This window comes from Vibrio atypicus, assembly GCF_009811315.1.
Classification (GTDB): domain Bacteria; phylum Pseudomonadota; class Gammaproteobacteria; order Enterobacterales; family Vibrionaceae; genus Vibrio; species Vibrio atypicus.
Genome location: NZ_BLID01000001.1, coordinates 450,995 through 463,562, shown reverse-complemented (window position 1 = coordinate 463,562; position 12,568 = coordinate 450,995). Strand labels below are relative to the sequence as shown.

Annotated in this window: 12 protein-coding genes; 7 read left to right on the top strand and 5 right to left on the bottom strand. The window is 46.1% G+C overall.

Annotated elements, in window-relative coordinates; translation table 11 throughout:
- Positions 1 to 52 precede the first annotated feature (52 nt).
- The 5 genes from rhlP to GVO60_RS02005 form a co-directional block, all read right to left on the bottom strand.
- Positions 53 to 871: a rhombotarget lipoprotein gene (rhlP, locus tag GVO60_RS02025; RefSeq protein ID WP_159650929.1), complete on the bottom strand. Its 819-nt coding sequence runs from the start codon at positions 869 to 871 to the stop codon at positions 53 to 55.
- A gap of 12 nt (positions 872 to 883) precedes the next feature.
- Positions 884 to 1,153 (bottom strand): hypothetical protein, encoded by a 270-nt coding sequence (locus GVO60_RS02020; protein ID WP_159650928.1) that lies wholly within the window; start codon positions 1,151 to 1,153, stop codon positions 884 to 886.
- Between the two features lie 214 nt (positions 1,154 to 1,367).
- Complete coding sequence (locus tag GVO60_RS02015; protein ID WP_159650927.1) at positions 1,368 to 1,781, bottom strand: DUF6559 family protein; 414 nt, start codon at positions 1,779 to 1,781, stop codon at positions 1,368 to 1,370.
- A 159-nt stretch (positions 1,782 to 1,940) separates the two neighbouring features.
- A complete protein-coding gene (locus tag GVO60_RS02010; RefSeq protein ID WP_159650926.1) occupies positions 1,941 to 3,455 on the bottom strand; it encodes an aldehyde dehydrogenase (NADP(+)) in 1,515 nt (504 codons plus the stop codon).
- Between the two features lie 19 nt (positions 3,456 to 3,474).
- Positions 3,475 to 4,476: a 4-hydroxyproline epimerase gene (locus GVO60_RS02005; protein ID WP_159650925.1), complete on the bottom strand. Its 1,002-nt coding sequence runs from the start codon at positions 4,474 to 4,476 to the stop codon at positions 3,475 to 3,477.
- Between the two features lie 112 nt (positions 4,477 to 4,588).
- On the opposite strand from GVO60_RS02005, the gene GVO60_RS02000 reads away from it, so the two are divergent.
- The 7 genes from GVO60_RS02000 (at position 4,589) to GVO60_RS01970 (ending at position 12,468) form a co-directional block, all read left to right on the top strand.
- Positions 4,589 to 5,851: an NAD(P)/FAD-dependent oxidoreductase gene (locus GVO60_RS02000; protein WP_159650924.1), complete on the top strand. Its 1,263-nt coding sequence runs from the start codon at positions 4,589 to 4,591 to the stop codon at positions 5,849 to 5,851.
- 134 nt (positions 5,852 to 5,985) lie between these two features.
- Complete coding sequence (locus GVO60_RS01995; protein ID WP_159650923.1) at positions 5,986 to 7,065, top strand: polyamine ABC transporter substrate-binding protein; 1,080 nt, start codon at positions 5,986 to 5,988, stop codon at positions 7,063 to 7,065.
- Between the two features lie 52 nt (positions 7,066 to 7,117).
- Positions 7,118 to 8,083, top strand: a complete 966-nt coding sequence (gene lhpI / locus GVO60_RS01990; RefSeq protein ID WP_159650922.1) for a bifunctional Delta(1)-pyrroline-2-carboxylate/Delta(1)-piperideine-2-carboxylate reductase — start codon at positions 7,118 to 7,120, stop codon at positions 8,081 to 8,083.
- 83 nt (positions 8,084 to 8,166) lie between these two features.
- Positions 8,167 to 9,081 carry a dihydrodipicolinate synthase family protein gene (locus GVO60_RS01985; RefSeq protein ID WP_159650921.1) on the top strand — a complete coding sequence of 305 codons (915 nt, stop codon included), beginning with the start codon at positions 8,167 to 8,169 and terminating at the stop codon, positions 9,079 to 9,081.
- Between the two features lie 134 nt (positions 9,082 to 9,215).
- Positions 9,216 to 10,340 (top strand): ABC transporter ATP-binding protein, encoded by a 1,125-nt coding sequence (locus tag GVO60_RS01980; protein WP_162596523.1) that lies wholly within the window; start codon positions 9,216 to 9,218, stop codon positions 10,338 to 10,340.
- Positions 10,337 to 11,617: an ABC transporter permease gene (locus tag GVO60_RS01975; RefSeq protein WP_159650920.1), complete on the top strand. Its 1,281-nt coding sequence runs from the start codon at positions 10,337 to 10,339 to the stop codon at positions 11,615 to 11,617. The genes GVO60_RS01980 and GVO60_RS01975 overlap by 4 nt, the downstream gene beginning before the upstream one ends.
- Before the next feature lie 2 nt (positions 11,618 to 11,619).
- Entirely contained in the window at positions 11,620 to 12,468 is an 849-nt protein-coding gene (locus tag GVO60_RS01970; RefSeq protein WP_159650919.1) for an ABC transporter permease, read from the top strand.
- Positions 12,469 to 12,568: the final 100 nt, after the last annotated feature.

Here is a 12,568-nt window from a genome sequence, read left to right as displayed (position 1 = left end):
GCCAACCTCGCCTGAGGTTGGCTTTTTTCATCCTAGATAAGAGTCATCAAAATCAGGCTTTGCGTCTCTTTCTACGTATTAGCGAGAAGGCGAACAGTGCTGACAACGACCACCAAGCTATGCTACCGCCACTATAATTGCTGCTGTAGCTAACTTCGGCGATTTGTTCCTCTTTCACCCGTACTTTAAAGGTTTCTAGCTCGGTTTTAAGGTTAGTTACCATGTCTGTTACTGCAGCATCAAAACCTTTGTCTGAGTTCTGATAAAACGTGTCATCAAGCCCCACGGCGGTCGAGTACGATTCTATTTTACTGATGCCCGGAGCACGCATCAGGAGTTGTTTACTTTTAATGTCAAACAGGGCGGTATCCACAAAAGTTTGAGTGGTATTTTCATCGCCAGGAATGACATACATGCCTGCAATAGTCCAATAAAGTAGAGCGGCGTTGTTTTGCGTACTACGTGCAATTTGGTCATACGAGACAAGCGCCATTACTTGAACGTTATATAAGCGAGATAACTGTTCTAAGTTGTCAAAGCCTCCGCCATCTCTTAGATAGTTGTCAGAGATGATCTCAATTCTATTGATATAGTTGAGCTCGGAGAATTCGCGCTTAACCTGAGACAAAATCTCTTGTTTTCGCTTGGCTGTTAGGTTGAGTTTGCTAAATTGCGAGTCAGGGACGAATGCGATACCTACGTTCAATGGCAGTGTCAGGTGAGGCGTTGCTGGGTTTTGTTCTACGTAATCTCTATTATTTGGATAAAGAAAATCAACCAAGCTACTGGACGCTTGTTCTTCTCGTTCATGAAACGCAGAGCAGCCAACCAAAAGAAGGGGTAAAGCTAACAGACAGAGTAATTTTTTCATTTGGAATCCTTTCTAATTTTGCGCTAAACCAAGTTCGCCTAGTATGTAAACCGCACTCGCAATGGCGTTGAGGGTTTTGTTGCCTTCCCGCTCGGGAAATTCGCCGGGTTTTGGAACCGCTTCTTGTTCAATCACCGCTTTGCAAACAACACTTTCGCAACCTTGCTGCTGTGCTTCCAGTACGAGCTTCTCTGGAATGTCGTATTGCTGAGGGGACTCATACTCTGTAGAGCTGTAAGATATTGATGAGTACAAAGTTGCGAGTAAAACCAACGCTCTCATTGTTTATTTCTCAAATCCATTGATGCGATTTATAAATCATATCGAACAAAATTAATTTTGAACAGTGTTTTTTATTGGGGAGAGATTTGAGAGTGAACATAATTTACCCACTACCTCACTTAAGAATCGTTTTACGTTGTGGAGTAGTTGGGGGATGGGATTAGCAGGAGTTTTTCGTGTGTATAGATTTTGAGAGCTGAACTTGACCACATGATCAGAAGCTATCACCACCTGAAAAATCGGAACCCAAATCTACACCACCAGATTGATCAAGGGAGGTATTACTTGAGTTGTATGGTGTTGAAGCATTGATCTTGGCATATTCGAGGTAAGCGTCAAAGGTAGGTTGAGCATCTTGTTTGAATAGGATATAGCTTACTTCACGATGAAACTCAGGTTGAGCGCCAAAAGCGCTAGATAGCCCTAACGTCATGTAGAAGCTGTGGTGCGTGATCATCGCATAGGCATAGTTGCAATATTTAATATCGTGTTCTTTGTCTAGTGCTTTTAAAGCCCAATCAATTTCCTCGGGTTCATAGTATTCTTTCTTACCGAACTTAATGGACAGTCGCGGTGCGATTTCCATTGCGACTGATTTGATTATGCGATTTTTTGACCATGGAAACATATTCGCTCCTAGCTTCACTACGAGTTTACTTTGAATTGCATTTACGCCATGAATCTCATAGTGCCGTTTTATAAAGTCTAAATCAAACACTGAAAATTTACTGATAAATTGAATGGTCGATAACCAATCCTAGATGATTGGCTATCGAGTTATTGACTGTTATTTCCCATCAACGTTGCGACGAACATTTAGTGGGTTAGCTTGTTGTAAGCTGGTTGGGAGCAGGGCATCAGGCACAGATTGGTAGGCAACAGGTCGTAGCCAACGTTTGATCGCCTCTGCGCCCACAGAGGTACTGGCTGGCATGGTTGAAGCCGGATATGGGCCGCCGTGGACCATTGCATAGCTGACCTCAACGCCGGTTGGCCAAGCGTTAAAAACGATACGGCCTGCGACTTCTTCAAGCTCAGGCAGCAGACGTTTCGCCAGTGGATAATCGGCTTCATCAGCGTGAATGGTGGCTGTTAAGCTACCAGCGAGTTCTTGGCTCAATGCGATCATCTCTTCGCCGGTTTCACAAATCACCACGACGGATTGTGGGCCAAAGATCTCTTCTTGCCATTGAGGATTATTGCGCCATGCTTCACTCGTGGTTTCGAATAGTTTGGATGGAACGCCCTGATCTGGTGTCGATTGTGTGAGAGATAAGCCTTTTTGCTGAGCACGTTTTTCACTTTGTTCTAGGTAGTTTCGTTTGATTCCAGAAGTCAGCATTGTTTGACCTTGATGATTTTCAATGCCTTGGCGAACGGCATTCAAAAACTGCGAACTGTTCTCTCCTTTCTCAACAAAGACGACTGCGGGTTTGGTGCAGAATTGACCACAGCCCATATTCATTGAGAGTAAGTACTCCTCAGCGAGTGTTTGGTGCTGGTTCTTCATACGACCCGGTAAGATAAACACAGGGTTAGATGCACCAAGCTCACCAAAAAAAGGAATCGGTTCAGGGCGCTGTTGAGCTAAGTCAAACAGTGTGCGCCCTCCGTGGATCGAGCCAGTAAAACCGACCGCTTTGATCATAGGATGCTTAACTACCGCTTGCCCAAGCTCATGACTTGTTCCTTGCAGCAAGGTGAAAATCGCCTGAGGAAGCGCTTGGTTTTTTAGAGCCTTGGCAATGCATTTTGCCACTATGTCACTTGTACCTGGATGAGCCGGATGCCCTTTAACCACAACAGGACAACCTGCTGCTAGTGCGGATGCCGTATCGCCTCCCGCAGTCGAAAAGGCGAGCGGAAAGTTAGAAGCACCGAATACCGCGACAGGGCCAAGAGCAATGTTTTGACGGCGAATATCGGGTTTAGGTAATGGCTCTCTTTGTGGGTTGGCGCTATCAAAAATGGCTTCTTGCCAAAGACCGCCCAATACCACAGAGGCAAACAAACGCAGCTGCGCAGTTGTGCGGCTTAGCTCTCCGTTAAGTCTTGCCTCTGGTAGCGCAGACTCAAGTTTGGCTCTAGCAACGATCGCTTCACGAGCTTCTTCTAGGGAGTCTGCGATAGCGTGAAGTAAATCGTGGCGCTGCTGTGGCGTGGTTTGACGATAGGCTTTGGCAACTTCATTGGCTGCGGCGGCCGCAAGATCGACATTTTGTTCATTGTGCTGGGGGAACTGCCCCGTAAGCTCCTGCTCGGTGGCAGGGTTGATAGCAGCAAACTTCATTGTGGTTTCCATGTTCTTTCCTTGGGTTGGGCTATTTTAATTCGAAGCCAAATGCGTAAGGGTCATCATCATCGACCCAAATGGTGTTGTGCCCAGTCACCTGAGCCCAGCCTTCAATACTTGGTAGGATGGCGGCTTTGCCGTTTACTTCTGTCACGCCTTCAATTCGGCCAGTGAAAAGACTGCCGATAATGCTTTCATGAACAAAGTCTTCATCCTGTTTGAGCTTGCCTTTCGCGTGCCACTGCGCCATACGAGCGCTGGTGCCGGTGCCGCATGGTGAACGATCGAGAGCTTTTTCACCGTAGAAAACCGCGTTTTTGGCAGTCGATTCCGGCTTGGTTGGCGTACCTGTCCAGAGCACATGAGAAACCCCGCAGACGGTAGGATCGTTTGGGTGAACACACTCAACAGCGTTAGAGACGGCCTCTCTAACTCGTGGACTTAGCATTAAGATTTCGTCGGAAGAGTAGTGCTCAAGCCCTAGGTAATTTTCTTGAGGATCAACAATGACGTAGTAGTTTCCGCCATAAGAGACATCGACAGTGATCTCTCCTAACCCTTCAACATCAACAGTGACATCCTGATGAGCGAGGTAAGCCGGAACGTTGAAGATCTTTACTGACGTGATTTTTTCGCCATCGCGCTGGTAATGAACTTCGATTTGACCGGCTGGAACGTCAAGGATCAAACGGCCTTCTTCTTTTGGCGTCACTAATTTATGTTCTAAAGCCGAGGTGACAGTACCAATTGTACCGTGACCACACATGGGTAAGCAGCCACTCGTCTCAATAAACAGGATCGAAGCGTCTGCGTTGTCACTGCAAGGCGGCAGTACCACAGATCCAGACATCATGGCGTGGCCACGGGGTTCGAACATCAATGCCTGACGGATCCAGTCATAGTGTTCTAGAAAGAACTGGCGCTTGGCACTCATGGTATCGCCTTGTAATGGGGGGACACCTCCCGCCACCAAACGGACTGGATTTCCACAGGTATGCGCATCGATACAGAAGAAGGTTCCTTGTCTCATTTCTCGCTCCTTGAATAGGAAATGGGTTGAACTGAATGAGATGGATGTTATCGTGTTGTTAAGTATATTTTATACAATTTTGTTTTGGAAACGTGATAAGGAGCAGAAATAAATGGAGAGACAATTATCTTCAACTGGCCAAAATATCGCCGTGATTGGTGGTGGGATAGTAGGCCTATGCATCGCATTAAAACTGCAATTGAGTGGCGAGAATGTCACCGTTTTTGATAAGCGAGGTGCAGGTGAAGGGTGCTCAAAAGGTAACGCAGGCCACTTTGCTACAGAACAAGTTTTCCCTTTAGCGACGCCAGCTTTATTACCTCAACTGCCTAAGATGCTCCTATCCTCAAACAGCCCGGTTTCGATTCGATTTCAAGATATTCATAAAACCCTAGGTTGGATGATTCAGTTCTTATCAAAAGCGAGAAAAAAACCAACGGAGCATGCCACATCTGCGTTAACCAATTTGAATCAGCATGCGATGTCGAGTTGGTATCAGTTACTTGAAAAAGTGAATTTGTCGCACTTGATTGTGATGGATGGTTCGTTGCTGACGTTTGAAAGTGATGAGAGTTTTAAAGCCTATAGTGAGACTTTGTATCAACTGGAAAAACAAGGTGTCAGCTATGAGGTCTGGGGGCAAAAGTTGATTCAATTACGCGTGCCAAACTTATCGCATACGGTGAAGCATGGAGTATTCTTTTCAGAAACAGGGCATAGCCTAAACCCTTACAATATCTGCCTTGAAATGAAATTTGCGTTTGAGCGTCTCGGCGGGGAATGGCGAAAAGAGCAAGTGGAAAACGTGATGTTGAATAACGGAGCTGAGCTTATTACAGATGGTAGGCATAGGAGGTTCGATAAGGTGATTGTTGCAACGGGCGCAGAGTCTTCGCCTTTGATAAAGCGCATTACTGGCATCAAAGTTCCTCTTCAAGCAGAGCGAGGTTACCATTTAATGCTCCCTGATTTAGCCGATTCTTTGCCGTTTCCCGTTAGCTCAGCAGATCGAAAATTTATCATGACGCCAATGCAAGGTGGTTTGAGATTAGCCGGGACGGTGGAGTACGCCGACCTCGAATCTCCGCCAAATATGAAGCGCGCAGAGATGCTAAAAAGACTCGCAAAAGGACTCTTGTCTGATGATTGCAAACTTGAAAATAGTGGTGAAAAGTGGATGGGGAATCGTCCCTCGTTACCCGATTCATTACCTGTTATTGACAGTTATTCGCAAGGTAAAGTCTTGTTCGCCTTTGGTCATCAGCATCTTGGATTAACACAAGCAGCAGTGACCGCAGATATTGTGAGCCAACTCCATTATGAGCAGAAACCAGCGATCGATATCTCACCATTTCAATTAAGTCGTTTTGGTTAAAAAATTTAAAATTAAATATTGTATAAAATATACCGCCGTATTATGTTAATTAAAAGTTAATCAAATTTGGTGCCTAACAGCAGTATCCAGGCGTCCACAAAACTCAAAGTGAGATAACAAAAAGGAGCAAACACATGTCAAGAAAGACATTTACACCATTAGCACTTTTGATTTCTGGAATGCTGTTAGGGACAACTGGCGCTGCAAACGCTGAAGACAAACTAACCGTTGTGTCGTGGGGCGGAGCGTTTACCCATAGTCAGGTAGAGGCTTACCACAAGCCTTTCATCGAAAAAACGGGTGTTGAGTTGGTTTCAGAAGATTTCAGTGGTGGTCTTGCGGAGATCAAAGCGCAAGTAGAAGCAAATAACGTTCGCTGGGATCTCGTCTCATTGGACAAGCCAGATATCGTGCGCGGTTGTGCTGAAGGATTGCTAGAGGTCGTGGATCCATCGATCCTTCCTGCCGGTGACGATGGAACGCCTGCAGAAAAAGATTTCATTCCCGGTGCGATTCATGAGTGTGCAGTGAACTCCATCGTTGTTTCTACGGTACTGACCATTAATGAAGATGCCTTTAAAGACAAAGCGCAGCCAAGCCAGCTCACTGATCTCTTTGATCTTGCCCAGTACCCGGGTCGCCGTGCGTTGCAAAAAATGCCACAAGGTAACTTAGAGTGGGCTTTGATTGCTGATGGCGTTGCACCAGACAAAGTCTACGAGACACTTGAAACGACAGAGGGTAGAGCAAGAGCATTTGCCAAGCTTGATACGATTAAACCTCAAGTGGTTTGGTGGACAACGGGAGCTCAGCCACCGCAAATGCTAGCAGATAAGGAAGTGGTGATGGCGTCTGCTTTTAATGGGCGTATTCATAGTGCGACGAGCGAAGAAGGCCAGCCATTTAAAATCATTTGGGATCATCAACTTGGTTATATGAATGGTTGGGCGATTCCTAAAGGGAGCCCAAATACTAAGCTAGCACTTGAGTTTATTAAGTTCTCATCTGGTACTAAGCCGCTGGCTGAGCAGGCGAAGTATGTGGCTTATGGCCCAACGCGTAAGTCCTCTTCGGCGCAAATTAGCCAAGAAATTTTAGATAGCTTACCAACTGCACCGAACAACTTTAAAACGGCTTTTCTAATCGACGATGAGTGGTGGTCAGATTACGCCGATGAGTTAAATGAAGAGTTCAATACTTGGTTGTTGAACTAAATAGTCGCCATTAACGAGGCGGCTAATGTCGCCTCTTAAAAAGGAAAGTCCCATGATAAATCTTGATGCTCAGCAAATCGTTAACTGCTTAACTATGAAAGGCCTGATCCAATCCATGCGTCAAACCTATCAGCAGCAAGCAACGATTCCTCAGCGCCGAGTCATGTCTCTACAGGAAGATAAATATGATGCCTTTGCTCTGCTGCCGGCTTGGAATGAATCTTTAATTACTGTAAAGGCATTCACTTACTTTCCTGATAACCATCTGGAAGGTCGCGACAGCTTGGCATCAAAAATCTTAGCGTTCGATCGAACCAACGGTGAACCACTGGCTTTACTTGATGGCAAGGTTATGACTTTTTGGCGTACTGCCGCAGCCTCAGCGTTGGCAGCGAATTACTTAGCAAGAGAGCAGGCAAGCACATTACTTATCTGTGGGACGGGAAATCTGGCTCATTATATGGCTTGGGCATACGCAGCCGTAAGACCGTTAAAGAGGGTGATCGTTTGGGGGCGAGATAGTGAAAAAGCTCGCGCCACTGCGGATAAGATCGTGACAGGCCAAGAGTACCAAGCGCTGACTCCAAGTGCACAGTACAGTGTCGAAGTGGCTGAAAGCGTGGATTCTGTCTTGCCTGAAATCGATATGATTACTTGCGTGACAGGATCTGCGACACCGTTATTTGATGCTCGTAATATTCGCCCGGGTACACATATCGATCTGATTGGTAATCATGATCAGGATAAACGAGAGTGTGATTCTCTCAGTGTTGAACGCTCTCGTGTGTTTGTGGATAGCCGAGTTAATGTGTTAGCGGAAGCTGGAGATCTTTTGATTCCCATTGCCGAAGGCGTGTTTCGCGAGCAAGACATTGAAGCTGAACTCGGTGAACTTTGCAGCGGCGAAAAAGTGGGCAGAATTACCGAGCAGGAAATCACACTCTACAAATCAGTCGGCAGTGCATTGGCAGATCTTGCCGCAACAAAATTTGTGTTAGAGCAACAACAAGTTCAATAGCTTTATGGGGTTACCCCAAAGTCGGATAGTCGTTTCTTCACGCCTATTAAAATTGCATACAATATACAAATGGAAGGTAAATAATGAAAGTAGATTGGAAAGGGGTATACCCAGCTGTAAGTACTCAATTTCGTAAAGATCAGACCATCGATTTAGACGCGACACAAACGGTGATTGATAACCAAATCAATGATGGTGTTAACGGTATTATCTGTTTAGGTACGGTAGGCGAAAACTGTGCCTTATACCCTCAAGAGAAACGTGAAGTACTGGCTGCTGCACAAGAAGTGGTTGCCGGCCGAGTCCCATTGATTGCAGGCACGGCAGAGTCGATTACCACAGCGTCGATTGACTACATGCAAGATGCGCAAAAAATTGGAATCGATGGTTGTATGGTCATGCCTGCCATGGTTTACCGTACCTCTGATAGCGAAACGGTCGATTATTACCGCACGCTAGCGCAAGCAACACCCGATATGCCAATCATGATCTACAACAACCCTGTCTCTTATGGCGTTGATGTGAGCCTTGAGATGATGGCTGAACTGGCTGAGTTTGAAAGCATTGTTGCTGTGAAAGAGTCAACCACGGATACGCGCCGTATTACTGAACTCTACAACCGTTTTGATGATCGCTTTACTGTGTTCAGTGGCGTGGATGACATTGCATTAGAGTCTCTAATGTTAGGTGCGACAGGTTGGATCTCTGGTCTAACAAATGCGTTTCCAGCGGAGTCGGTTGCTATCTACAAACTGGCAAGCCAAGGCCGTTATGCCGAGGCGCTTGAAATCTATCGTTGGTTCTTGCCACTTCTTCGTCTCGATACTATTCCAACCTTGGTTCAGTGCATCAAGCTTGCGGAGCAGGTTTGTGGCCGCGGTAGCGAACAGGTTCGCGCTCCTCGTCAAAATCTTAAAGGCGAAGAGCGTGCACGCGTGATTGCAATGGTTGAGCATGCGATTGCCACTCGCCCAGATTTAACTAAATACAACCTATAACAGTTTGGGTAAAACAACCTGAATGTGGGCAGGGGAGACCTTGCCCTCAATCCATCTATGTAAGCAGCTTATTAAGCCGTTGGGCTCTTTACCTATCTGGATTGATTGACCACTTTTGTCGAAAAGGGAAGATCATGACAACACCACAAGAATACGTAAGCTTTCAACATGTCCAGAAAACCTATGATGGGGAAAATCTGGTAGTAAAAGACTTTAACTTGGATATCAAACCCGGTGAATTCGTTACCATGTTAGGTCCATCGGGCTCTGGAAAAACCACCTGCTTAATGATGCTGGCAGGTTTTGAAACCGCAACTGGCGGTGAGATTTTCATTGATGGCACCCCAGTGAACAACCTAGCGCCACATAAGCGCGATATCGGCATGGTGTTTCAAAACTACGCGTTATTCCCTCATATGACGATAGCAGAGAACCTCGCTTTTCCGCTCAAGGTACGCAAGCTTTCAGCGCATAAAGTGAATGAGAAAGTCGAGTCGGCGCTTAACATGGTTGAGCTAGAGCATGTGGCCAATCGTTACCCAAAACAGCTTTCTGGTGGTCAGCAGCAACGCGTGGCTCTGGCAAGGGCACTCGTTTTTGAACCTAAGCTAGTGTTAATGGATGAGCCTCTTGGTGCGCTTGATAAGCAGCTACGTGAACAGATGCAATTAGAGATTAAGCATTTACATGAAAAGTTGGGCATCACCATCTTGTATGTTACCCATGATCAAGATGAGGCGTTGACCATGTCAGATCGCATTGCGGTATTTAATAATGGTGCAGTCCAACAGCTTGCTTCCCCTACCGATCTCTATGAATCACCGAGTAACGCTTTTGTCGCGCAATTTATTGGCGAGAATAATCAGTTGATGGGTGAAGTGATTGAAATAGAAGCCAAGAAGCGTTGTACAGTCAAAGTCGGTAAGCAGCAGATTTTGGCGAGACCAGTTAGCGTAGAACGCGCCGGTGAGCAAACCTTATTGTCGATTCGCCCTGAGAAAATCATGGTCGTGCAAGAAGATGATTGGTATGAAAATCAAGTGACGGGGATTCTCAAGGAGCTTATCTACCACGGCGATCACCACAGGCTGGTTGTCCAGATAGATGGCGTTGGCGAGTTGGTGGTGAAAGTGACGAATGGCAGTCATTCATCGCGTGAGTTTGAAGTGGGCGGATCGCTGACGGTTGGTTGGCGCAGCGAAGATTGCCACGCACTAGATTGCCCGAATCATGCTGAGCAACAGGGAGAAGCAGCATGAGTAGAGAACTTACCGAATTAGACTCAGTGGTTACGCTTCAAAAAGAGCTGTCTAAGTCAAAAGGTAGCTTAAAATCTCAGCTGCAACGCGCAGAACGTCAAAAGCAGATTCGCTCCCTGTTATTAATTTTCCCTTTAGTCTGTTTTATTTGTGTCACGTTTGCTTTTCCGATTATCGAGATGCTCTATCGAAGTGTGGATAATCAGTCTGTCCCGAAAGGTTTTCCTAACACCACACAAGTGATGAAGCAATGGGACTATGAGGGCTTACCGAGTATGGCGATTCAACAAGTGTTTATGGCGGAGCTTCGTGAACGATACGCGGATAAAACGCTGCCAAAGCTTGCCAATCGTATCAACATTGAAGTCTCGGGAATGCGTAGCTTGTTGATGAAAACAGGGCGAAAACTCAATAAAACCAATGCGCTTCCCGTCAATCATCAGGAGCTAATAAAGCTAGATAAACGCTGGGCTAAGCCGCGCTATTGGGCTGCAATCAAGACGCTAAGTGCTCCTTATACCTTGAGCTATTATCTAGCCGCACTTGATATGCGGTATGACGAGCAAGGCAATATTACTCAGCAGCCGGAAACAAGGCAGGTGTATGTTGACTTGTTCACTAAGACATTTGGTATGTCATTGGCGATCACTCTCATCTGTTTGGTGATGGCCTATCCGGTTGCATACTTACTCGCGAATCTACCTGATAAAAAAGCCAATCTGCTACTGATTGTGGTTTTGCTGCCGTTTTGGACTTCACTCTTGGTTCGAACGACATCTTGGATTGTATTGCTGCAAAACCAGGGGGTTATTAATGACCTTTTAATTTGGTCTGGTGTGACGACTGAGCGATTAGCCATGGTCCACAACACATTTGGCACGATAGTCGCGATGGTCCATATCTTGTTGCCTTTTATGATTTTGCCGCTGTATAGCGTAATGAAAGGCATTAGCCCAACCTACTTTCGCGCCGCTCGTTCACTGGGTGCCACCCCCTCAATTGCGTTTATTAAGGTGTATATGCCGTTGACCATGCCGGGCGTCGGCGCTGGTGCGTTATTGACCTTTATTCTCTCGATTGGTTTCTACATCACGCCAGCGTTGGTAGGTGGTCGCAGCGGACAAATGATCTCCAATATGATTGCTTATCACATGCAGACATCGCTGAACTGGGGAATGGCTGCAGCACTCGGAGGCTTGTTGCTTGCTGTGGTTCTGGCGCTGTTTTATCTCTTCAATCGCATCGTTGGCATCAATAACATCAAGGTAGGAGGTTAATCATGGCATTACCGAGCTATTGCAATACACGAGAACGTATTGGCTACTATGGTTATTTGGGCTTTTGTACCTTAGTTTTTCTATTTTTAATTGCTCCAATTTTGATCATTGTACCGCTCTCGTTTAATGCGACGCCGTACTTTACCTTCACCGAAGGTATGTTGAGCTTAGACCCTGAGGCATATTCGATTCGTTGGTATAGCGATATGTTTTCAAGTAATCAGTGGGTTAATGCGCTTAAGAACAGTACCTTAATTGCCCTGTCTGCCACCATTGTTGCGACGGTTTTAGGTACGCTCGCAGCAATGGGATTAGCGGCGAACAATGTCCCTTTTCGTAATACGATTATGGCATTTTTAATTTCGCCGATGATTGTGCCTGTGATTATCTCCGCGGCGGCAATGTACTTCTTTTACACTCGCTTAGACCTCTCCCAGACCTTTATTGGAATTGTACTTGCGCATGCGGCATTAGGTACGCCTTTTGTGGTGATTACAGTGACTGCAACTTTGAGTGGTTTCGATCATAGCCTAGTTCGCGCCGCATACAGCTTGGGTGCCAACCCCATTTATACATTCCGTCATGTAACTTTCCCATTGATTCGACCAGGGATGATTTCAGGTGGATTGTTTGCTTTTGGTACTTCATTTGATGAAGTGGTGGTTGCCTTATTCATTACTGGCGTAGAGCAGCGAACAGTGCCAAGGCAGATGTGGTCGGGCATTCGTGAGCAAATCAGCCCAACCATTTTAGCCGTTGCGAGCATGTTGATATTGATGTCGGTGTTGTTGCTGCTCACGCTAGAAATGCTGCGCAGACGCAATGCGCGCATAAGAGGTATCCGCGAATAACGTATTTCCATTTGTTGGGCTTCAGTAAGATCAGTGTCCAGGTATCGTAGGCTATCCCCTTCATACTTGAAGCCGCAGCTTTGTTAACTGCGCCAATTTA